Origin of the sequence: Streptomyces sp. V3I7, from assembly GCF_030817495.1 — a bacterium.
GTDB lineage: Bacteria > Actinomycetota > Actinomycetes > Streptomycetales > Streptomycetaceae > Streptomyces.
Genome location: NZ_JAUSZK010000001.1, coordinates 3721659 through 3743695 on the forward strand (window position 1 = coordinate 3721659; position 22037 = coordinate 3743695).

A 22037-nucleotide genomic window follows, 5' to 3' on the forward strand; every position below is an offset into this window, starting at 1 on the left:
CTCCGCCTTGCGATGCACGGCACCAGACGCCGCTCCCTGATCCGGCCTGACCGACGAGACACCCCCTAGTGATGGAAGCCGGTCGCCGCGCCCTTGTCCCGGGTCAGCGGGTGCGGCTGGCGGCGCAGGTCCGGCAGGGTGCGGCGCAGGTCGTCGGCGAAGAGTTCGGCGAGGTCGGAGGAGAAGCCGTTGCGGCACACGATCCGCGCCACGGACAGGTCCTCCCGGTCCGGCGGGAAGGTGTACGCGGGCACCAGCCACCCGTACTCGCGCATCCGCCGGGCGACATCGAAGACGTCGTACGACGTCACGTCGTCGGCGGTGGTGAAGGCGAACACCGGCAGCTGGTCGCCGCGGGTCAGCAGCCGGAAGTCGCCCATCTCCGCCACGTGTCCGGCGAGCGTGCGGGCCACGTCGCGGGTGGACTGCTGCACGGCGCGGAAGCCCTCGCGGCCCAGCCGCAGGAACGTGTAGTACTGCGCGACCACCTGGGCGCCGGGCCGGGAGAAGTTGAGCGCGAACGTCGGCATGTCGCCGCCCAGGTAGTTCACGCGGAAGACGAGCTCCTCGGGCAGCGCCTCCTTGTCCCGCCACAACGCCCAGCCGACGCCGGGGTAGACCAGGCCGTACTTGTGCCCCGAGGTGTTGATCGAGGCCACCCGCGGCAGCCGGAAGTCCCACACCAGATCCTCGTCGAGGAACGGCGCGACCATGGCGCCTGAGGCGCCGTCCACGTGCACGGGGATGGCGAGGCCGGTCCGTTCCTGGAGGGCGTCCAGGGCGGCGCACAGGCCGGCGATGGGCTCGTAGGAGCCGTCGTAGGTCGAGCCGAGGACGCCGACCACACCGATGGTGTTCTCGTCGCACAGCTCGGCGGCGGCCTCGGGGTCCAGGTGGTAGCGGTCGCCCTCCATGGGGACCTGACGCGCCTCCACCTCCCAGAAGTTGCAGAACTTCTCCCAGCACACCTGGACGTTGATGCCCATCACCAGATTGGGGCGGGCGTCACGGCTCGGATAGCGGTCGGTGTTGCGGTGGATCCAGCGCCGCTTGAGCGCCATCCCGGCGAGCATGCAGGCCTCGCTGGAGCCGGTCGTCGAGCAGCCGACGGTGGCCGCCGGGTCCGGCGCGTTCCACAGGTCGGCGAGCATCGCCACACAGCGCCGCTCCAGCTCGGCGGTGCGCGGGTACTCGTCCTTGTCGATCATGTTCTTGTCCCGGCACTCCGCCATCAGCACCCCGGCCTGCGGCTCCATCCAGGTGGTGACGAACGTGGCCAGGTTCAGCCGGGCGTTGCCGTCCAGCATCAGCTCGTCGTGCACCACCTGGGCGGCCGTCGTCGGCGCCGTCGGGCCGTCCGGGAGGCGGTGCGTGGGCGGGTCCTCGGTCATGCCGGCGACCGGGTCGGCCTCCCCGAAGAACGGGTTCACGGAAGGGCGTTCGCCGTGCTTCCCGGAGCCTTTGTGGAGCGGCATCGACGTGTCTCCTGGATCGAGAGCGGACAGGCGGTCAACGGATCGGCGCCCCGTCGGGACGCAGTTGCATCTACGGACGGCCCGTCACCAGCAGCCAGGCCGGCAGCGAGGCGATGCACAGCAGGGCCAGGACCGTGGGCGAGGCGACGAGCACCGCGGCGGTGAACAGGCTCACCCAGCCCTGCCGGGTGATGGCCAGCAGCATGCCCAGCACCCCCGCCGCCACGCCGACCGCCGGAGGGACGCCGGGCGCGAGGGCGTGGGCGCACAGGCCGAGGGCGGCGCCGATGAAGACGGACGGGAAGATGCGCCCGCCGCGGAAGCCGCAGGACGCGGCGACCACCAGCGCGGCCAGCTTCACGACCGCCATCAGGGCGAACTGCCCGGCCGTCCAGCCGTCGGGGTCGCGGGCCAGCACCCCGACCTCCTCCAGGCCCTTGAACAGCGTGAGGTGGCCGCCCAGGGCGCCGAGCGCCGCGAGGACGACTCCGCCCGCCGGGAGCATCAGCATCGGGTGGCGCAGCCGGCCGAAGGCGGCGTGGACGTAGGGGAAGGCGCGGACGGCGCACATGCCGAGCAGCGCGGCGGCCGAGGCGACGACGATCCCGGCCAGCAGGTCGCCCCCGTCGGGGCGGCCGATCGGGGCAGGCCGAGGTCGAAGGTCGGACGGGACACGAGGGTGGTCGTGAGGGCGCCGGCCGCGCCCGCGGCGAGCGGTGCGAAGAGGTTGTCCCACAGGTGCCCCCGCATCGGGTGTCCGGCCAGCGCCTCGGAGACGACCAGCGCCGCCGCCACGGGCGTACCGAACAGGGCGCCGATCGTGGCGGCCTCCGCCAGCACCGGCCACAGCGCGTCCGGCATCCGGGGGAGGAACCGGGTGCCCAGCCACACCGCCAGCCCCCCGTTCACGGTGATGATGGGGTTCTCCGGGCCGAGGCTCGGACCGCCCGCGAGCATCAGCACGGCCGCCAGCAGCACGCCCGGCAGCACCACGGGTGGGAGCGCGGGCGCCTCCAGGCCCAGCGTCGCCGGGTCGGGCCCGGCGTGCCCGGGCGCCTTCCACACCACCAGCCCGACCGCGATGCCGGTCGCGGGGAGCACCACGAACATCCACGCCACCGAGAAGCGGCCGATGCCGAGCGCGTCCGGCAGGTTCTGCCACAGCACGCGCTGGAGCAGCTCGGCGCCCTCGCTGACGCCGATGAAGAGCAGGCTGGCCGCCACCCCGACGACCAGGGCGGGCAGGATCAGAGGCAGCAGGGCCCGCGCCGGCGTCGCCGTCGCGGTGGGCGCCTGCGGCGCGGTCTCCTGGGCCACGGGCTCACGATAAGCGGGCAAAACGGGCCGAACATCTTGAGAGGCTCGGGACTTGCACCTCACGTGGCGTGAGGGGGCAGCGTGGAGGCGTACCGAGAAGGGAGCGGACGAAGTGAGCTACTCCGTGGGACAGGTCGCCGGGTTCGCCGGGGTGACGGTGCGCACGCTTCACCACTACGACGACATCGGTCTGCTCACCCCGGGCGGGCGCAGCCACGCGGGCCACCGGCGTTACAGCGACGCCGACCTCGACCGGCTGCAGCAGATCCTGTTCTACCGGGAGCTCGGCTTTCCGCTCGAGGAGGTCGCGGCCCTGCTCGACGATCAGGCCACCGGAAAAGCAGACCCGCGCGCGCATCTGCGCCGCCAGCACGAGCTGCTGACCGCCCGGATCGAGAAGCTGCAGAAGATGGCCGCGGCCGTGGAGCACGCCATGGAGGCACGCAGGATGGGCATCAACCTCACGCCCGAGGAGAAGTTCGAGGTCTTCGGGGAGTACGACCCCGACAGTTACGAGGAGGAGTCGCTGCGCCGCTGGGGCGACACCGAGCCCTACCGGCAGTCGCGGCGCAGGGTCGCCTCGTACACGAAGGAGGACTGGCTGCGGATCAAGGCGGAGGGCGCGGGCAACACCAACGCCTTCGTCGCCCTGATGGACGCACAGGTCGCCCCCGACTCCGAGTCCGCGACGGAGCTGGCCGAGCAGCACCGGCAGCAGATCAGCCGGAACTTCTACGACTGCACGTACGAGATCCACCGGGGCCTCGCCGAGATGTACGTGGCGGACGAGCGGTTCGCCGCCACGTACGAGCAGATCAGGCCGGGTCTGGCGGCCTATCTGAAGGCGGCGATCCTGGCGAACGCGGCCCGCCGCACGCCGTAGCCCGCCGGCCCGCCTGGCCGGGGGAACCCGGGGCCGTCACAATGCGTTGGTAGCTTTGTGCGGCCCACCAGGCCACCGCAGTCGCCTTCACCCCTCAGGAGCCCGGAACCGTGACGACGCTCGCCCTCGGCCCGAGCTGGCTGGACCCCAACTATCTGCTGGACGTGTACGGGATCTGGGGCCTGCTCCTCATCGTCTTCGCCGAGTCCGGCCTGCTCATCGGCTTCTTCCTGCCGGGTGACTCGCTGCTGTTCACCTGTGGTCTGCTGATCACCTCCCACCAGCTGAACTTCCCGCTGTGGGGCGCGATCGCGCTGATCTGCCTCGCCGCGGTCCTCGGCGACCAGGCGGGCTACATGTTCGGCAAGAAGGTCGGCCCGAGCCTGTTCAACCGGCCCGACTCGCGCCTGTTCAAGCAGGAGAACGTCACCAAGGCGCACGAGTTCTTCGAGAAGTACGGCCCCAAGTCCCTGGTCCTGGCCCGCTTCGTGCCCGTCGTGCGCACGTTCACGCCGATCATCGCCGGCGTCAGCGGCATGAAGTACCGCTCGTTCCTGGTCTTCAACCTCATCGGCGGGGTCCTGTGGGGCGCCGGTGTGACCCTGCTCGGCTCGTGGCTCGGCAACATCGACGTCGTGAAGAAGAACATCGAGGCGATCCTCATCCTGATCGTCCTCGTCTCGGTGGTCCCGATCATCATCGAGTTCCTGCGGGCCCGCTCCAAGGAGAAGAAGAACCCCTCCGCCGGCGCCCCGGCTGAGCACCAGGCCATGGACGACGCCACGACCCAGCTGCGCCGCGTCGAGCCCGCGTACGAGCAGCCGCAGCACCACGGCCGCCCGCAGCAGCACCCGTACGGCAACCCGCAGGACCAGCCGCAGCAGCGGCCGCAGCAGCCGTACGGCTCCGAGCAGGGCTACGACCAGTACTACGGCCGGCCCCAGCAGCAGCGGCCCTACCAGCAGCCGCAGCACCCCCAGCGCCCGCAGCGCCCGCAGCAGTCGTACGGTCAGCACCAGCAGCCCCAGGCACACCAGTACCCGCAGCAGCAGCCGCAGGCGCAGCCCCAGCAGTACCCCGACGGCTACGACCAGCAGCCGTACGGATCGCCGCAGCAGGAGCGGCAGGAGCAGCAGGACTGGCAGCAGCAGTACCCGTACGGCCGCCGGTAGCCGCCCGGGTCCCCACGCCCCGGGGTCAGAAGCCCCTCGTCCGTTTCGCGGCCTTGCGGCCCGCCGCCCGCTGGGCGCCGGGCACGCGCAGGAACAGCCGCGAGATCTCCGACCCGAGGTTCACGCCGATCGCGATGGCCATGGCGAGCGAGGCCGCCGTGGCCAGGGACACCAGCCCCTCGTCGATCCTGTTCTGCGCGATGGACAGCAGCCCGAAGTAGGTCGCCGAACCGGGCAGCAGCGGCCCGATCGCGGCCGTCGTGTACGGCAGCGCGGACGCGAACTGGTACCGCGACAGCAGCTGTCCGAACAGCCCGACCAGTCCCGCCGCCACCGCGGTGGACGGCACCGGCGAGATGTTGGCGACGAAGTGCATCGCGCCGTACACCGACCACGCGACCCCGCCGCCGAGGGCGACGGGCAGCACCGTGGACCGCTCCTGCTGGAGCAGCACGGCGAACGCCAGCGACAGCAGGATCGACGCCGCGATCTGCAGCAGCGGCCGCTCGGCGATGTCGAGGGCGGCGTCCGGGTCGAGCGAGCTGCCCACCTTCACGCCGAGGTACAGCACGAGCAGCACGCCGACGACGATGCCGACGAAGAAGTACATGACCTCCAGCAGCCGCGCCGCCGCGGTGATGTAGAAGCCCGTCAGACCGTCCTGCACGCCCGCCACCAGGGCCCGCCCGGGCAGCAGCGCGAACAGTCCACCGGTGATGACCGCGGACGCCTTCACGTCGACGTGGGCGAGCGTGAGCGCGACCCCGATCGCGGCCGGCGGCATCGCGGCCACCGTGAACTGGTAGAACTCCGGCATCCCGCGCCCGGCGAACAGCCAGGCGAGGCGGTCGCCGAGCATCGCGCCCAGCGCGGCCGCGACGAACACGAGCACGTCACCGCCGACGAGGATGGAGGCCGAACCGGCCAGCAGACCGGTCGCCCCGGTCAGCGCCCAGCCGGGGTAGGGGTGCCGGTTACGCCGTATCTCCGCGAGCCTGCGGTAGGCCTCCTCCAGGGAGACGTGCGTCTCGGGGTCGGTGAGGTCGTCGACCAGATGGAAGACGGCCGCGAGCCGTGTGTAGTCCGTGCCGCGCCGGCGCACCGTGCGCGACGCCGTCACCGGGTCCTCCACCAGGGACGGCTGGTACGAGATCGACAGCAGCGTGAAGGTGGCGTTCGGCTCGACGCGGTCCAGCCCGTAGGACCGGCACACCGCGAACATCGCGGTCTCCACGTCCTCGGCGCCCTCGCCGCCCGCCAGCAGCAACTCCCCGATACGCAGCGTCAGGTCGAGCACGCGCGGGATCGCCGGCCCGCCCTCCTCGGCCTTCTGCAGCGGCTCCGGCGCCGGACGCTCCGCCACCGGCATCCGCAGCATCGTGCGCATCCGGTCCTGCCAGGGCGCGTCCTTGGTCAGGCTGATGGCGACGATGCTGGTCGTCTGGGTGAAAGTGGCCGGCGACTCCTGGGCGCTGTAGGTGCTCGGCATGCTGAACGCCGACACCTCGTCGCTGCTCGGCGTCTGAGGCACGTCGAGCCCCTCGGGCACGGCGAACTCGGACGTCGTCTCGGGTTCGCCGCTCGTCTTCGGGACGATCAGCCCCTCCGGGACGGCGAACTCCGATGTGATCTCCGGGTCGTACGTGCCTCTGGCCTCGTCCGACCGAGGCTTGTTGTCGTCCGCCTCCGTCACTTCCGCAACGCTCCCTGAACGAACCTGCTGTGGCATCAGTATGCGCGTGCCGTGCGCACGAACACGCAAACGGGCCGCGCTCCCCCTTTCCGAGGAGCGCGGCCCGTTTGCAAAAGGGTTCTGCGGTCAGTGACCGCCCTGCTCCTTGAAGCGCTTGTAGGACCGCTCGATCTCCGCCTCGGCGTCCGTGCGGCCGACCCAGTTGGCGCCCTCGACCGACTTGCCCGGCTCCAGGTCCTTGTAGACCTCGAAGAAGTGCTGGATCTCCAGGCGGTCGAACTCCGACACGTGGTGGATGTCCCGCAGGTGCTCCACACGCGGGTCGGTGGCCGGGACGCACAGCAGCTTGTCGTCGCCGCCGGCCTCGTCCGTCATCCGGAACATGCCGATCGCGCGGCACTTGATCAGGCAGCCCGGGAAGGTCGGCTCGTCAAGGATGACCAGCGCGTCCAGCGGGTCGCCGTCCTCGCCGAGGGTGTTCTCGACGAAGCCGTAGTCGGTCGGGTAGGCGGTCGAGGTGAAGAGGCGACGGTCCAGGCGGATCCGACCGGTCTCGTGGTCCACCTCGTACTTGTTCCGCGAACCCTTCGGAATCTCGATCGTGACGTCGAACTCCACCGGTGGCTCCTCCATGATCAACACATAGTTCTGGTGGTTAAGTGTCCCTCACGCAGGTGTGTGATCGCGAAAGGGGCTGGTGGTCGTGCCGGAGCTGAGGCCTTGGCGGGCCGCGGGACCGCGTGTGGCGCGGTTCGCGGATGCCGTACGACCGCGTCTGGCACAGGCTGCGGCGACCGCGAAACCGCAGGTCGCACGGCTCGCAGGAGCCCTGGGGCCCGAACTGGCGCGCCGCCTTGCGGCCAGGCCCGCGAAGACCTGGCCGTACACCGCGGGGGCCGCCGCCGCCGGACTGGCACTGGCCGTCGTGGTGGTGAGCTCCGTCGGTCCCTGGGACGCTTCCGGCCAGCGTACGGCGGAGCGGGACTGGGCCGCCGCCCTGGAGCGGGTGGGTGGCGTAGATCACGGCGGGGATCCGGGTACGTCGCCCGAGGACCCGCAGACCGCTCCGAGCGCGGCGTCCGTCCTGGCCGGCCTCGGCGGCACCGCGGGCCCCGTGAAGTCCGCGCCCGGCGCCAAGGGCCTCACGGCCGCCCTGGAGCCCCTCCTGAACGCCCCGGCGCTCGGCGGCACCCACACCGCGGCCGTCGTCGACGTGGCGACCGGCAGGCGGCTGTACGACGCGGACGGCGACAAGGCCCTCACGCCCGCCTCCACCACGAAGATCGCCACGGCCGTCGCCGCGCTCTCCGCGATGGGTGCCGACCACCGCCTCATCACCCGCACCGCCCTCGAAGCCGGCACCAAGGAACTCGTCCTGGTCGGCGGCGGCGACCCCACCCTCACCGCCCATGAGAAGGATGGGGGCACCTCCCTGCTCGAGCGAAGCCGAGAGCTCGGGGGAGGCTGGGCGAGCCTGCGCACGCTGGCCGACGGCACGGCCAAGGCGCTCAAGCGACGCGGCATCCGCGCGGTCACGCTCTCGTACGACACCACCCGCTACGCCGGTCCCGCCCTGCACCCCATCGGCGTCAACGACAACCTCGCCCCCGTCAGCGCCCTCACGGCCGACGAGGGCCGCACCGACCAGTCCTCCAGCGGCCCGGTGACCCGGGTGGCCGATCCGGCGGTGGACGCGGCCCGCAAGTTCGCCGGCTTCCTGAAGGACGAGGGCATCAAGGCGTCGTCGCCCGGCCCCTCCAAGGCCACCCGGCGCGCCGCCACCCTCTCCGCCGTCTCCTCGCCCCCGCTGTCCGCCCTGGTCGAGCGCATGCTGACCAACAGCGACAACGACATCGCCGAGGCCCTGGCCCGCCAGACCGCCATCGCGACCGGCCGCCCGGCGAGCTTCGACGGCGGGGCCCGGGCCATCGCCGCCCAGCTGACGAAGCTTCACCTGCCCGTCGCCGGGGCCCGTTTCCACGACGGCAGCGGCCTCAACCGCGACGACCGGCTGACGGCGAACCTCCTCACCGCCCTCCTCGCCAAGGCGGGCGACCCGCAGCACCCGGCCCTGCGCACCGTCCTCACCGGCCTGCCCGTCGCGGGCTTCACCGGCACCCTCGCCACCCGCTACGCGGACGGCGCGTCCGGACTCGTCCGGGCGAAGACCGGCACGCTCACGGGCGTCAACACCCTGGCCGGCACGGTCGTCGACAAGGACGGCCACCTGCTGGCCTTCGCCTTCCTGGCCTCCGGCACGACCAACCCGCCGGCGGCCCAGGCCGCCCTGGACCGGACGGCGACGGCACTGGCGGGATGCGGCTGCGGGTAGGGCCTGTACGGCGGTTCAGATCGCGGGAAAGCTGCGGCGCCTGATCAGCGCGGGTGAGTGGGGTCTGGTGAGTCCGTCGTGGGGGAGTCGGCAACCGACGACAACGCCGCGGGTGGGCGTGCCAGGTCCCGCGTCTACGGCATGATCCGCCGGACACCCCCAAGGCGCGGGGGCCGGTGTCCGGGGGGCGGCGCAGGTGCCGTCATGCGTCCGGGTCGACGGCGGGCCGGTGCCGTGCGCCTCGTCCGGGCGAAGACGGGCGCACCGCCGACCGGGACGGGCCGGCTTCCGGTGCCTTCCTTCCGGTGCCTTCCGCCCCGGTGTCGTCGGGGCCGACGGTCTGCCCCGAGCGGGAGCGCTCACGTACGGTTGACGCATGACGAGCATCGGTGGCACCGAGATGGTCGACTGGAATCTCGCGGTGGCGACCGCGACCCGGCTCGTACGGCCGGGCCCCGAGGTGAGCCGCGACGAGGCCCGGGCCGTCGTCGCCGAGCTGCGCCGGCACGCCAAGACCTCGGAGGAGCACGTCCGGGCGTTCACCCGGATGGGTGCCGACGACATCCACGACACCCCCGTCCTCGTCGTCGACCGCCCCGGCTGGGTGCGCGCGAACGTCGCCGGCTTCCGCGAGATCCTCCGGCCGCTGCTCGACAAGATGCAGGAGCGGCGCGGCGACGGCGCGGGCAACGCGGTCCTCGGCGCCGTCGGCGGCAAGGTCACCGGCGTCGAACTCGGCATGCTGCTCTCGTTCCTGTCCTCCCGGGTCCTCGGCCAGTACGAGACCTTCGCCCCCGCCGCCCGCGACCTCCCGGCCAGCGGCAACGGCGGCGGCCGGCTGCTGCTCGTCGCGCCGAACATCGTCCACGTGGAGCGCGAACTCGACGTCGAGCCCCACGACTTCCGCCTGTGGGTGTGCCTGCACGAGGAGACGCACCGTACGCAGTTCAGCGCGGTGCCCTGGCTGCGCGACCACCTGGAGGGCGAGATCCAGGCGTTCCTGGCGGAGACGGACGTCGATCCGATGACCGTCCTGGAGCGCATCCGCGAGGCCGCCCAGTCCCTCGCCGGCGGCCGCCCCGAGGGCGAGGAGCACAACGGCGGACGCTCGCTCGTCGAACTCGTGCAGACCCCGGCCCAGCGCGAGATCCTCGGCCGCCTCACCGCCGTGATGTCCCTCCTGGAGGGGCACGCCGACTTCGTGATGGACGGCGTGGGCCCGCAGGTCGTGCCGAGCGTCGCGGAGATCCGCGAGAAGTTCCAGCAGCGCCGCGCCAAGGGTGCCTCCCGCCTCGACCTGGCCCTGCGCAAGCTCCTCGGGCTGGATGCCAAACTCAGGCAGTACCGGGACGGCGAACGGTTCGTCCGCGCGGTCGTCGACGAGGTCGGCATGGAGGGCTTCAACCGCGTGTGGACCTCGCCGAACACCCTGCCCACCAAGGCGGAGATCGCCAAACCGGCGGACTGGATCGCGCGGGTGCACCGGCGGACGGAGTCGTGAACGGTACGCGGACGTCGTGAGCCGAATCCTGCCGACGGCAGGCGAACGCCCCTTCAATCACCCGTCCGAGGGACCGTGAGCCTGGGACAGGCGTGCAATGCTCGGGGAACGGCCCGCTTCTGTCACCATCGACACACTCTGAGTGACCGACCTCGGGCTCAGCTCCCGAAAACTTCATGAAGGGAACCGGACATGGGTCCCCATCCTGCGGTCGCGGCGATACGCCTGGCGGTCCGCCGCGTCCTCCACGACATCCTCAGCGAACACAGCAGCCCAGACGTCCCCGACACCGGGCCCCGGCTCGACGCCCGGCGCGGCGCGCTGCGCGAGGCCGTACGCACCGGCACCCGGCTGACGACGTACCAGCGCAGGCCCGAACCGCTCGTCCTCGTGGCGTGCTCCGGCGGCGCCGACTCCATGGCGCTCGCCTCGGCACTCGCCTTCGAAGCCCCCAAGCTCGGCGTCCGCGCCGGCGGCATCACCGTCGACCACGGCCTCCAGGCCGGTTCCGACCTGCGCGCCGAGGAGGTCGTCCTGCGGCTGCGCGAGCTCGGTCTCGACCCGGTGGAGTCCACCACCGTGACGGTCGGCCGTGAGGGCGGCCCCGAAGCCGCCGCCCGCGACGCCCGCTACGCCGCGCTCGACGCCGCCGCCGAGCGCCACGGTGCCGACGCGATCCTCCTCGGGCACACCAGGGACGACCAGGCCGAAACCGTCCTGCTCGGCCTCGCCCGTGGCTCCGGCATCCGCTCCCTGTCCGGGATGGCCGCGGTCTCGGGGGCCGCCGGCCGTTACCGGCGCCCGTTCCTTCACCTCGACCGGCAGACCGCGCGGACGGCCTGCATGGCCCAGTCCCTGCCGGTGTGGGACGACCCGCACAACGCCGACCCGGCCTACACCCGTTCCCGACTGCGCCACGAAGGGCTGCCGGCCCTGGAGAAGGCCCTCGGCAAGGGTGTCGTGGAGGCTCTCGCCCGTACGGCCCAGCTCTCCCGTGACGACGCGGACGCCCTCGACGCCTGGGCCAGCCAGGCCGAGGCCGGCGTGCGCGACGCCACCGGACTGCTGGAGTGCGCCAAACTCCGCGCCCTGCCGCCCGCCGTGCGCCGCCGGATCCTGCGGCGCGCCGCCATCGAGGCGGGCGCTCCGGCCGGCTCGCTGTTCGCCCGGCACATCGAGGAAGTCGACCGGCTGATCACCGGTTGGCGCGGTCAGGGGGCCATCAATCTCCCCGGCAAAGTCGTCGCCGCGCGTCAGGGTGGCAGACTGGTGATTCGGCAAGGCTGAATCACCGGACCGAAAGTGATGCGGGTGGACGCGAAAGACATGGGTGCCGACCTCCAGCAGGTGCTCATCACCAAAGAAGAGATCGACGCGAAGCTGGCTGAGCTGGCCGCGAAGATCGACGCGGAGTACGAGGGCAAGGACCTGCTGATCGTCGGCGTGCTCAAGGGTGCGGTCATGGTCATGGCCGACCTCGCCCGGGCACTGTCCACCCCGCTCACCATGGACTGGATGGCCGTGTCGTCCTACGGCGCGGGCACCCAGTCCTCCGGTGTGGTGCGGATCCTCAAGGACCTCGACACCGACATCAAGGGCAGGCACGTCCTGATCGTCGAGGACATCATCGACTCCGGCCTGACCCTGTCCTGGCTGATCTCGAACCTCGGCTCGCGCGAGCCCGCCTCCCTCAAGGTGTGCACGCTGCTGCGCAAGCCCGAGGCCGCCAAGGTCGCCATCGACGTCGAGTGGGTCGGTTTCGACATCCCCAACGAGTTCGTCGTCGGCTACGGCCTCGACTACGCCGAGAAATACCGCAACCTGCCGTTCGTCGGTACGCTCGCGCCTCACGTCTACGGCGGCTGAGTCCCACAAGAGGGACCAAGGCCACACGACGCTCGGGAACCCCAGCGGGTCCTGCGCCGTTGAAGCAGGCAGAGGCGGGAACGCCAGGAATCAGTGCCGCTTCGGGCAACGATGCTGGGGTACCGTCAGAAGAACTGTCTTATCAAACTCACTATGGCAGGAGGGACGGGGCGAAACCGCTCCGTATGGATGGACGTGAAGCGATACTTCCGTGGGCCGGTCATGTGGATCGTGCTGGCCGTCCTTGCCGTGGTCGTGTTGATGCAGGTCGTCGGCTCGTCCGGCGGCTACAAGACGGTAGACACCGGCCAGGTCATTGCAGCTATCAACGACAACAAGGTCGAGTCGGCCAAGCTGACCACCGGTGACGAGCAGACCATCAAGGTCACGCTCAAGAACGGTCAGAAGGTCGACGGCAGCTCGAAGATCCAGGCGAGCTACATCGGCGACCAGGGCGTGACCATCGCCGGCACGCTGCAGACCAAGTACCAGGACAAGCAGATTTCCGACGGCTACACCGTGTCGCCGTCCAAGCAGAGCCCGTTCGTCGGCGTTCTGCTCTCGCTGCTGCCCTTCGTCCTCATCGTGGTCGTCTTCCTGTTCCTGATGAATCAGATGCAGGGCGGCGGCTCCCGGGTCATGAACTTCGGCAAGTCCAAGGCCAAGCTCATCACCAAGGACACCCCCAAGACGACCTTCACGGACGTCGCGGGTGCGGACGAGGCCGTCGAGGAACTCCACGAGATCAAGGAGTTCCTGCAGGAGCCGGCGAAGTTCCAGGCCGTGGGCGCCAAGATCCCCAAGGGTGTGCTGCTCTACGGCCCGCCCGGTACCGGTAAGACGCTGCTCGCCCGTGCGGTGGCCGGCGAGGCCGGGGTGCCGTTCTACTCGATCTCCGGTTCCGACTTCGTCGAGATGTTCGTCGGTGTCGGTGCCTCCCGGGTCCGTGACCTGTTCGAGCAGGCCAAGGCGAACGCTCCGGCGATCGTCTTCGTCGACGAGATCGACGCGGTCGGCCGTCACCGCGGCGCCGGCCTCGGCGGCGGTCACGACGAGCGCGAGCAGACGCTGAACCAGCTGCTCGTCGAGATGGACGGTTTCGACGTCAAGGGCGGCGTGATCCTCATCGCCGCGACGAACCGCCCGGACATCCTCGACCCGGCGCTGCTGCGTCCCGGTCGCTTCGACCGCCAGATCGCGGTCGACCGCCCGGACATGCAGGGCCGTCTGGAGATCCTCAAGGTCCACCAGAAGGGCAAGCCGGTCGCCCCGGACGTCGACCTGTCCGCGGTCGCCCGTCGCACGCCGGGCTTCACCGGTGCCGACCTGTCGAACGTGCTCAACGAGGCGGCGCTGCTCACGGCCCGCAGCGACAGGAAGCTGATCGACAACCAGATGCTGGACGAGGCGATCGACCGTGTGGTCGCGGGCCCGCAGAAGCGGACCCGGATCATGTCGGACAAGGAGAAGAAGATCACCGCGTACCACGAGGGCGGTCACGCCCTGGTCGCGGCGGCTTCCCCCAACTCCGACCCGGTCCACAAGATCACGATCCTGTCCCGCGGCCGCGCCCTCGGCTACACGATGGTGCTGCCGGACGAGGACAAGTACTCCACGACCCGCAACGAGATGCTGGACCAGCTGGCCTACATGCTGGGCGGCCGCGCGGCCGAGGAGCTGGTCTTCCACGACCCGACCACGGGCGCCGCGAACGACATCGAGAAGGCCACCACCACGGCCCGCGCGATGGTCACCCAGTACGGCATGACCGAGCGCCTGGGTGCGATCAAGTTCGGCGGCGACAACACCGAGCCGTTCCTCGGACGTGAGATGGCTCACCAGCGCGACTACTCGGAAGAGGTCGCCGCGCTGGTGGACGAGGAAGTCAAGAAGCTCATCGAGAACGCGCACAACGAGGCCTGGGAGATCCTGGTCGAGAACCGCGACGTCCTCGACAACCTCGTCCTGGCCCTCCTGGAGAAGGAGACCCTGGGCAAGGAGGAGATCGCCGAGATCTTCGCCCCGATCGTCAAGCGGCCGCCGCGGCCCGCGTGGACCGGTTCCTCGCGCCGCACGCCGTCCACCCGCCCGCCGGTGCTCTCCCCGAAGGAGCTGGCACTGACCAACGGTGCGAACGGTGCGACGCCGGCGATCAGCACGGTCAAGTCCACGGCGACCGAGGCCACCCCGCTGACGGAGCAGTCCCCCGAGGACCGCACCGACGGCTGACCTTCGAGCCGGGTGCCGCGCACCTGGTCCGGAATGTATGCCGCGCCCCCCGGGTTCTAGCCTGGGGGGCGCGGCATTTCCGCATACCCGCACGTGAGAGACCCAGGAACGGAACGAGGCATCACATGACCGACCCGGTGACGCTGGCCTGCGAGGGCGCTATCGGCGAGTTCGACGAGAAGCGCGCCGAGAACGCCGTACGCGAACTCCTGATCGCGGTCGGGGAGGACCCGGACCGTGAGGGCCTCAAGGAAACGCCGGCGCGGGTCGCACGGGCGTACCGGGAGCTGCTGGCGGGGCTGCGTCAGCAGCCGGAGGACGTGCTGACGACGACGTTCGACCTGGGGCACGACGAAATGGTCCTGGTGAAGGACATCGAGATCGTCTCCCTCTGCGAGCATCACCTGCTGCCGTTCCACGGCGTGGCGCACGTCGGGTACATCCCGGCCGAGACCGGCAAGATCACGGGCCTGTCGAAGCTGGCGCGGCTCGTGGACGTCTTCGCCCGCCGTCCGCAGGTGCAGGAGCGGCTCACCACGCAGATCGCCGACTCCCTCATGGACATCCTGGAGGCCCGGGGCGCGATCGTCGTGATCGAGGCCGAGCACATGTGCATGTCCGTGCGGGGCATCCGTAAGCCCGGTGCCAAGACCACGACGTCGGCGGTGCGCGGCCAGCTGCGGGACGCCACGACCCGCGCCGAGGCGATGAGCCTGATACTGGCGCGCTGACGCGCCGGTCCCGACCGGGGGGTCAGGCCGTGGGTTCGGCCCCCGGGCGGTCGTCTTCCTCGTCCTCCGGGAGGCGGCAGACGCGTTCCAGGAAGAGGGCGGCCGCTATGACGGCGATGCCGCCCAGGACCGAGAACGCGGAGTAGATGGCCTGGTCGCGGCGGGCGGGCAGGTCGAGCAGCTCCAGGAGGAAGACGCCCACCCCGGCGTACAGGCCGGAGACGAGGGCGGCGACCAGGGCGCTCGCCTGGCCGAAGACGACCGCGCGGGCGGCCATCATCGGATCGACGCCCTTGGCGCCGGGGCGCCGCTCCCGCTGGGCCTTCAGCCGGGCGCGCAGTGAGAGCGCCGTGGCGAACAGGACCACGGCGATCAGGGCGAGGACGATGGGGGCGGCCAGCGGGACGCTGGGGAGGGACCCCACCGAGTTCCAGAGGCGGGCGGCCGCCCAGGACAGCACTCCGGCCACGACGAACACGCCGGCCAGCAGCCTGATGCGCAGCTCTCTCACGGTGTTCCTTCAGCTCCCCCGGACTGTGGTCGTGAAGGGCCCACCTCGGTGTGCCCGTCCTGTCGTCGTCTCGTAGTGGTCGTGTCGACCTTAACGACTACTCGGGCAGTCGGAGTTCCAGGTCCCCGCGGGCGGCCACGCCGGAGCGGGTGACGGCGGTGAGCAGATCGGCCACCGGGCCCCGGCCGACGAGCTGGGCCTGCGGGTCGATGTCGAACCAGGGGGCCAGCACGAAGGCGCGCTCGTGGGCGCGCGGGTGGGGGAGCGTGAGCTGCGGGTCGTCGGAGACGACGTCGGCGTACGCGACGATGTCGACGTCGAGGGTGCGCGGGCCCCAGCGCTCGTCCCGGACGCGGTTGAAGGCCTCCTCGACGGCGTGCGCGCGCTCCAGGAGGGAGGACGGGGGGAGCGTGGTCTTCAGGACCACGACGGCGTTGTAGTACGAGGGCTGGCTGCCCGGGTCCACGCCCCACGGCTCCGTCTCGTACACCGGCGAGACGGCCTTGATGCGCACGCCCGGGGTGTCCTCCAGGGCGTCGATGGCGCCCTGCAGCGTCTCCAGGCGGTTGCCGAGGTTGGAGCCGAGGGAGATGACGGCCCGTTTCGGGTTCTGCAGCGTGGTGTCCGCGGCGTCGACCCTCTCCACGACGGAGGCGGGCACCGGCTGTACGGTCGGGTCGCTGTGACCCTCGGTGAACGAGGCACTCATACTCGGCTCCGGGTGATGGTGACGGTCACGTCGTCGAAGGGGACCGTGATCGGCGCGTTCGGCTTGTGGACGCAGACCTCGACCTCCTGGACGCCCTCGTGCTTCAGGCAGGTGGCGGCGATGCGCTCGGCGAGGGTCTCGATGAGGTTCACCGGCTCGCCCTCGACGACGGCCACGACCTCCTCGGCCACGATGCCGTAGTGCACGGTCCTGGTCAGGTCGTCGTCGGCCGCGGCGGGCCGGGTGTCCAGGCCGAGGACGAGGTCCACGACGAAGGTCTGGCCCTCTGCGCGTTCCTCGGGGAACACACCGTGGTACCCGCGGGCCTTGAGGCCGCGCAGCGCGACACGATCCACGCGAATCACTCCTGCAATCGTCGATGAGGGCCGGGTTGGTGTGGCCCGCGTGCGGTGGCACGCCGGCCTCCCACGAATCTACCTGCGGGCACTGACGGAGAGGGGCCACGGGGACGTGGTCCGGGTCCGGGGACGGGAAGGGTTCACCACGTGTTTCCCCTGGCGAACCCGGCGGCGCACGGGTCCTCGGCCGCGCGGGTCCCCCGGGTCGTGATTCCAGCCACTTCCCGGTCCCTGCGGGCCGTTTACCCGCTCAGACCGGGTTCTCGTCGTTGTCGTCCTCGTCGGTTTCGGTCATCACCGGGGAGGCGTGGTGCGACCAGATCTTCCAGCCCAGGGGTGTGCGCTGGAACACATTGGTGGCGACGACGAGTTGGCCGATGAGGGGGCCGAGTTCCTGGCCGCCCTCGGGGGCGGGGCCGCCGCTGAGGATGTTCTCGGTGCAGGTCACCAGGGCGGTGTCGCCGGTGACGGAGACGTGCACGTCGGTGAGGAAGAACTGGATGTAGTCGGTGTTGGCCATGATCAGCGCGTACGACCGCAGGACCTCGCCGCGGCCGGTGAGCGCGGGCCAGCCCGGGTGCACGCAGGAGACCACCCCGACGTCGGCCGGGTCGTGGTATTCCTCGTCGACGCCCAGGTCGGACGGGTTGAGCCAGAGCGAGGCCAGTTCCTCGAAGTCGCCCTGCTCCATCGCCTCGTAGAAGGCCCGGTTGGCGAGCTCGACCTGCTCGACGTCGGTGTCGGGTGTGCTGCTCACCGGGCTCCCTCGGCGGAGTCGGCGTCCGGGGTGCGCCCCGGTGCGCGTGCCTCCTCCACCGCGCGCGCGACCCGCACCGCGTCCGCGGTGGCGCGCACCTCGTGCACGCGTACGGCCCATGCGCCGGCGTGCGCCGCGAGCGCGGAGACCGCGGCCGTGGCGGCGTCGCGCTCCCGGGCCGGCGGGGGCGCGCCCTCCGGTCCGGCCAGGACCCGGCCGAGGAACCGTTTGCGCGAGGCGGCGACGAGCAGTGGGTGGCCCAGGGCGTGCAGCCGGTCGAGGTGGGCCAGCAGGGCCAGGTCGTGCTCGGCCTCCTTGGAGAAGCCGAGGCCCGGGTCGACGACGATGCGGTCGGGGGCGACGCCGCCCTCCAGGACGGCCTCGATACGCGCGCGCAGCTCGTCGGCGACCTCGCCGACGACGTCCTCGTACTGGCCCGGGACGTTGCCGCCCTGGAGGAAGCCGCGCCAGTGCATGACCACGAAGGGGGCGCCCGCGGCCGCGACGACGGGGATCATCGCGGGGTCGGCAAGGCCGCCGCTGACGTCGTTGACGAGGGCGGCGCCAGCGGCGAGGGCCCGCTCGGCGACCGAGGCGCGCATGGTGTCGACGGAGACGGTGATGCCCTCGGAGGCGAGGCCGCGGACGACGGGGATGACGCGGCGGAGCTCCTCGGCCTCGTCGACGCGGGTGGCGCCGGGCCGGGTCGACTCGCCGCCCACGTCGATCAGATCGGCGCCCTCGGCGACCAGTTCGAGGCCGTGCTTGCAGGCGGCCGTCGTGTCGAACCAGCGGCCGCCGTCGGAGAAGGAGTCCGGGGTGACGTTCACAACCCCCATGACCGCGCAGCGGTCCCATGCCGGAAGGCCCGCCACTCGGCCGCGCACGCTCTTGTTGCTCATATGGTCAGCGTAGGCCCCGCCCCCGGCCCCCCGAGCGCGCGGCCCGCGCGCGGACCGGATCGGATGGCGCTGCTCGGAGGTTGTTTTCCGCCGCGGGAGTGCTCTGGGGGGCGGGCATGCGGACGGGGCGCGCGGCGATGAAAACAGAGCCGGCCGTCCCCGACCCGCCCGAGTGCGCGTCCCGCGCGCGGGAGGACGGTCCCGCATGGCGATGCCGGCGCGCGGAGGCGGGGGCCCCATACGCCCCGGGAGGCCCCCGCTACGCCGTCCGTACGTCGCTTCCCTCCGGGCGTCCCGTGTCCCGTTCCGTTCTGTCGTGGGCGCAGGGGCGGCGGGGGAGGCGGCGGCGGAGGGCGGGGGGCAGGGGGAGGGCCAGGTGGACGAAGCCTTCGGCCTGCATGGCGGCGAGGCCGATGCGGGGGAGGTCGCCGGAGGCGCGGTAGACGACGAAGCGGGGTTCCCAGCGGGGCTGGAACTTGGCGTTGAACTTGTACAGCGACTCGATCTGGAACCAGCGGGAGAGGAACACCAGGAGCCCGCGCCACGCCCGCAGCACCGGGCCCGCGCCGAGCTTCTCACCGCGGGCCAGGGCCGAGCGGAACATCGCGAAGTTGAGCGAGACCCGGGTGATGCCGAGCTTCGGGGCGGCCTGGAGGGCGGCGACGATCAGCAGCTCGTTCATGCCCGGGTCCGCCGAGCGGTCGCGGCGCATCAGGTCCAGGGAGACGCCGTCCTCGCCCCAGGGCACGAAGTGCAGGATCGCCTTCAGGTCGCCGTACGGGCCGGGCTGCTCGCCGGGGCGGTGGGCCGTCGCGACGAGGCAGTCGCCGTCCGCCGGGTCGCCGATGCGGCCAAGCGCCATGGAGAAACCGCGCTCGGTGTCGGTGCCCCGCCAGTCCTCCGCGGCGCGCCGGATGCGGTCCAGCTCGGCCTCGCCGAGGTCACGCACGCGCCGTACCCGGGTCTCGTAGCCGGCCCGCTCGATGCGCCGGACCATCTGGCGCACGTTGCGCATCGCACGTCCGGCGAGTGAGAAATCCGCGACGTCGACCACCGCCTCGTCGCCGAGTTCGAGGGCGTCCAGACCGGTCTCGCGGGTCCACACCTCGCCGCCGGTCTCGGAGCAGCCCATGACGGCGGGCGTCCATGAATGGGCCTTGGCCTCGTCCATGAACCGCTCGATGGCCCCGGGCCACGCCTCGACGTCGCCGATCGGGTCCCCGCTGGCGAGCATCACGCCGGAGACGACGCGGTAGGTGACGGCGGCCTTGCCGCTGGGGGAGAAGACCACCGCCTTGTCGCGGCGCAGCGCGAAGTGGCCGAGGGAGTCGCGGCCGCCGTGCTTACGCAGCAGGGCGCGCAGCCGGGACTCGTCCTCCTCGGTGAGGCGGGCGGCCGGGTGCTCGGGGCGGAAGGCCAGGTAGACGGTGGTGACGGCGGTGAGCAGGCCGAGGGCGCCGAGGGAGAAGGCGACCGTCCAGGAGGTGTCGCCCCGGTAGGCCACCGGACCCTCGAAGCCGAACAGGCCGTACATCACGTGGGTCAGACGCTCGGCCACGCTGGGGTCGCCGACGGTGCGTTCGGGGTGGGCGCTGACGATGACCAGCCCGAGGGCGAGGGAACCGGCTCCCATGAGGACGAAGTTGGCCAGCGCCCGCCACCGGCTGCGTGGGTCGGGCAGCGCGGCGAACTCGGTGCGGTGGCGCAGCAGGGGCACGAGGAGCGCCACGGACACCAGGACGCCCAGGATCGAGTGCCGGTACACGAACTGCCCCACGGCGCCGGCCGGCAGCAGGACCGCCGCGGCCCGCCACGCCCGGCGCTTGCGCCGCTTGAGCCCGTGCGCGAGCAGCAGCAACAGCACTCCGGTGCTGAGCGAGAGCGCCGCGGCGAACGGGCCGAGCGCGCCGGGCAGCACCTCGGCGATGGCGTGCATCCGACTGTGGCGGAAGCGCGGGAAGACGCCCGCGGCGATGTCCACGAGGCCCACGAGGGCACAGGACCGGCCGATCAGGGCGGGGACGGACTCGGGGCGCGGACCGCGCGCCAGGCGCCGCGCCGCACTCGATCGGCCCGGAACCTCGCCCGACAATTCCCCATCTATCCTGACAGACATCGCATCCCGTAGTTCCGCGAGAGACCTTGAACCCGGTGCCGATTCGGGCAACCGGCGACATTGCGCCCTCTAGGACGGTGTCTTGGGGGGAGAGGTTCACTCCCCATCGGAAAGCCGGTTCAAAGGGCAGGGAAAGTCCCGGGCAAGTCCTCGCTACGAAGCGTCGGAGGCCACGGGCGGAAAGTGCAGGCAGGAAGCAGTCCATGGGTCTCACGAGCAACAAAGTGCTGGTGCTGGCGGTCGTCTCCGCCTGTCTGCTGTTCGTCGGCACGGTATGGCTGTGGCCGCGCCTGGCTCGCAGGAGCTGGCGCGCCGTCAGCGGACGCGTCGGCCTGCTCCTCGCCACCCAGCTGGCGCTCTTCGCCTCCCTGGGGTTCGCCGCCAACCAGGCGTTCGGCTTCTACGCGAGCTGGGCCGACCTCCTGGGCAAGGAGACCGACCAGGGCGTCGTCGTGGACCACTCCGTCCAGCGCGACGCAGGCAGCGGCGCCGGCAGCGGCGGCGGCCCGCTCCAGGTGCTCTCCGTCGCGCGCGTGCGCGGCGCGAGCGGTCCGCCGCCGCAGACGGCCGGGCAGGTCCAGAAGGTGGACATCGTGGGCCTCGCGACGCGCATCGCCGCGCCCGCGTACGTCTATCTGCCGCCGGAGTACTTCCAGCCCCAGTACCGCACGCGCACGTTCCCGGCGGCCGTCGTCCTCACCGGATATCCGGGCACCGCGCAGGCCCTGGTGAACAAACTGCACTACCCGCGCACGGCTCACCGGCTCGCCAAGGACGGGCGGATGCAGCCGATGATCCTGGTGATGCTGCGGCCGACCGTGGCGCCGCCGCGTGACACGGAATGCGTGGACGTCCCCGGCGGCCCGCAGGCCGAGACGTTCTTCGCGAAGGATCTGCCCGACGCCGTACTCGCCCACTACCGGGTGGGCAGAAAACCGGGGAGCTGGGGCATCATCGGCGATTCCACGGGAGGTTACTGCGCGCTGAAGCTCGCCATGCGCCATCCCGGTGTGTACGCGGCGGCCGCCGGGCTCTCGGCTTACTACAAGGCGCCGATCGACCCCACCACCGGTGATCTCTTCCACGGCGACAGCAATCTGCGGAACCGTTCCGACCTGCGGTGGCTGCTCGACAACGCACCCGCGCCGAACACCTCACTGCTCGTCAGTACCAGCAGGATCGGCGAATCCAACTACCGGGACACACTGGAATTCATCAAGCGGGTACGGGCCACGAACCGGACCCGGATCGCGTCGATCATCCTGGCGAGCGGCGGGCACAACTTCAACACCTGGCGGCGGGAGATCCCGGCGGCGCTGCAGTGGATGAGCGGTCGTCTCGGCGGCCAGTGAAAATGATCTTGCACAATTCGATGGCGCCTGACCGGTCATGTCGTTCCTGATGCCCAGTGAAGTCCTTGGTATGGCTGTCTTTTTCCGGGGCAGCGCACCCATGAATCCCCTACGCGCGGTAAGTTTCTGGCC

Annotated in this window: 18 protein-coding genes and 1 pseudogene; 9 read left to right on the forward strand and 10 right to left on the reverse strand. The window is 71.3% G+C overall.

Annotation, left to right across the window (positions count from 1 at the left end):
* Nucleotides 1–65: 65 nt before the first annotated feature.
* Entirely contained in the window at nucleotides 66–1475 is a 1410-nt protein-coding gene (locus tag QFZ74_RS17455; RefSeq protein WP_307621748.1) for a glutamate decarboxylase, read from the reverse strand.
* Between the two features lie 70 nt (nucleotides 1476–1545).
* Nucleotides 1546–2792: pseudogene (locus QFZ74_RS17460) on the reverse strand (ion channel protein).
* 112 nt (nucleotides 2793–2904) lie between these two features.
* Here QFZ74_RS17460 and QFZ74_RS17465 point away from each other — a divergent pair.
* Together QFZ74_RS17465 and QFZ74_RS17470 are read left to right on the forward strand one after the other, a co-directional pair.
* Nucleotides 2905–3675, forward strand: coding sequence for a MerR family transcriptional regulator (locus tag QFZ74_RS17465; protein ID WP_307621749.1), 771 nt, complete (start codon nucleotides 2905–2907; stop codon nucleotides 3673–3675).
* 110 nt (nucleotides 3676–3785) lie between these two features.
* Nucleotides 3786–4847: a DedA family protein gene (locus QFZ74_RS17470; protein ID WP_307621750.1), complete on the forward strand. Its 1062-nt coding sequence runs from the start codon at nucleotides 3786–3788 to the stop codon at nucleotides 4845–4847.
* Between the two features lie 25 nt (nucleotides 4848–4872).
* On the opposite strand, the gene QFZ74_RS17475 is transcribed toward QFZ74_RS17470, so the two are convergent.
* Complete coding sequence (locus QFZ74_RS17475; protein WP_307621751.1) at nucleotides 4873–6540, reverse strand: threonine/serine exporter ThrE family protein; 1668 nt, start codon at nucleotides 6538–6540, stop codon at nucleotides 4873–4875.
* A 126-nt stretch (nucleotides 6541–6666) separates the two neighbouring features.
* Nucleotides 6667–7158 (reverse strand): inorganic diphosphatase, encoded by a 492-nt coding sequence (locus QFZ74_RS17480; protein WP_031115900.1) that lies wholly within the window; start codon nucleotides 7156–7158, stop codon nucleotides 6667–6669.
* Nucleotides 7159–7282: 124 nt separating this feature from the next.
* Here QFZ74_RS17480 and dacB point away from each other — a divergent pair, with 124 nt between their 5' ends.
* From dacB to folE, 6 genes are all read left to right on the forward strand, one after another.
* Entirely contained in the window at nucleotides 7283–8872 is a 1590-nt protein-coding gene (gene dacB / locus QFZ74_RS17485; protein WP_307621752.1) for a D-alanyl-D-alanine carboxypeptidase/D-alanyl-D-alanine-endopeptidase, read from the forward strand.
* A gap of 376 nt (nucleotides 8873–9248) precedes the next feature.
* On the forward strand, nucleotides 9249–10373 hold the full coding sequence (locus QFZ74_RS17490; RefSeq protein WP_307621753.1) for a zinc-dependent metalloprotease: 1125 nt from the start codon (nucleotides 9249–9251) through the stop codon (nucleotides 10371–10373).
* A gap of 192 nt (nucleotides 10374–10565) precedes the next feature.
* Complete coding sequence (gene tilS / locus QFZ74_RS17495) at nucleotides 10566–11660, forward strand: tRNA lysidine(34) synthetase TilS (protein ID WP_307621754.1); 1095 nt, start codon at nucleotides 10566–10568, stop codon at nucleotides 11658–11660.
* A gap of 18 nt (nucleotides 11661–11678) precedes the next feature.
* Nucleotides 11679–12239 (forward strand): hypoxanthine phosphoribosyltransferase, encoded by a 561-nt coding sequence (gene hpt / locus QFZ74_RS17500; protein WP_307621755.1) that lies wholly within the window; start codon nucleotides 11679–11681, stop codon nucleotides 12237–12239.
* A 189-nt stretch (nucleotides 12240–12428) separates the two neighbouring features.
* Nucleotides 12429–14468, forward strand: a complete 2040-nt coding sequence (ftsH, locus tag QFZ74_RS17505; RefSeq protein WP_307621756.1) for an ATP-dependent zinc metalloprotease FtsH — start codon at nucleotides 12429–12431, stop codon at nucleotides 14466–14468.
* A 125-nt stretch (nucleotides 14469–14593) separates the two neighbouring features.
* Nucleotides 14594–15199, forward strand: a complete 606-nt coding sequence (gene folE, locus QFZ74_RS17510) for a GTP cyclohydrolase I FolE (protein WP_307621757.1) — start codon at nucleotides 14594–14596, stop codon at nucleotides 15197–15199.
* 22 nt (nucleotides 15200–15221) lie between these two features.
* On the opposite strand, the gene QFZ74_RS17515 is transcribed toward folE, so the two are convergent.
* From QFZ74_RS17515 to QFZ74_RS17540, 6 genes are all read right to left on the reverse strand, one after another.
* Nucleotides 15222–15710 carry a DUF3180 domain-containing protein gene (locus QFZ74_RS17515; protein ID WP_307621758.1) on the reverse strand — a complete coding sequence of 163 codons (489 nt, stop codon included), beginning with the start codon at nucleotides 15708–15710 and terminating at the stop codon, nucleotides 15222–15224.
* A gap of 97 nt (nucleotides 15711–15807) precedes the next feature.
* Nucleotides 15808–16419 (reverse strand): 2-amino-4-hydroxy-6-hydroxymethyldihydropteridine diphosphokinase, encoded by a 612-nt coding sequence (gene folK / locus QFZ74_RS17520; RefSeq protein ID WP_307621759.1) that lies wholly within the window; start codon nucleotides 16417–16419, stop codon nucleotides 15808–15810.
* Nucleotides 16416–16775: a dihydroneopterin aldolase gene (gene folB, locus QFZ74_RS17525; protein WP_307621760.1), complete on the reverse strand. Its 360-nt coding sequence runs from the start codon at nucleotides 16773–16775 to the stop codon at nucleotides 16416–16418. Before folB ends, folK begins: the two co-directional genes overlap by 4 nt.
* Before the next feature lie 253 nt (nucleotides 16776–17028).
* The gene (locus tag QFZ74_RS17530) at nucleotides 17029–17535 is read right to left on the reverse strand and encodes a nuclear transport factor 2 family protein (RefSeq protein ID WP_307621761.1); all 507 of its coding nucleotides are present in this window, start codon (nucleotides 17533–17535) and stop codon (nucleotides 17029–17031) included.
* Complete coding sequence (gene folP, locus QFZ74_RS17535; protein ID WP_307621762.1) at nucleotides 17532–18437, reverse strand: dihydropteroate synthase; 906 nt, start codon at nucleotides 18435–18437, stop codon at nucleotides 17532–17534. Before folP ends, QFZ74_RS17530 begins: the two co-directional genes overlap by 4 nt.
* A 259-nt stretch (nucleotides 18438–18696) precedes the next feature.
* Nucleotides 18697–20529 (reverse strand): phosphatidylglycerol lysyltransferase domain-containing protein, encoded by a 1833-nt coding sequence (locus tag QFZ74_RS17540; protein WP_307621763.1) that lies wholly within the window; start codon nucleotides 20527–20529, stop codon nucleotides 18697–18699.
* A 227-nt stretch (nucleotides 20530–20756) separates the two neighbouring features.
* On the opposite strand from QFZ74_RS17540, the gene QFZ74_RS17545 reads away from it, so the two are divergent.
* Complete coding sequence (locus tag QFZ74_RS17545; RefSeq protein WP_307621764.1) at nucleotides 20757–21905, forward strand: esterase family protein; 1149 nt, start codon at nucleotides 20757–20759, stop codon at nucleotides 21903–21905.
* The last annotated feature ends 132 nt before the right edge of the window (nucleotides 21906–22037 follow it).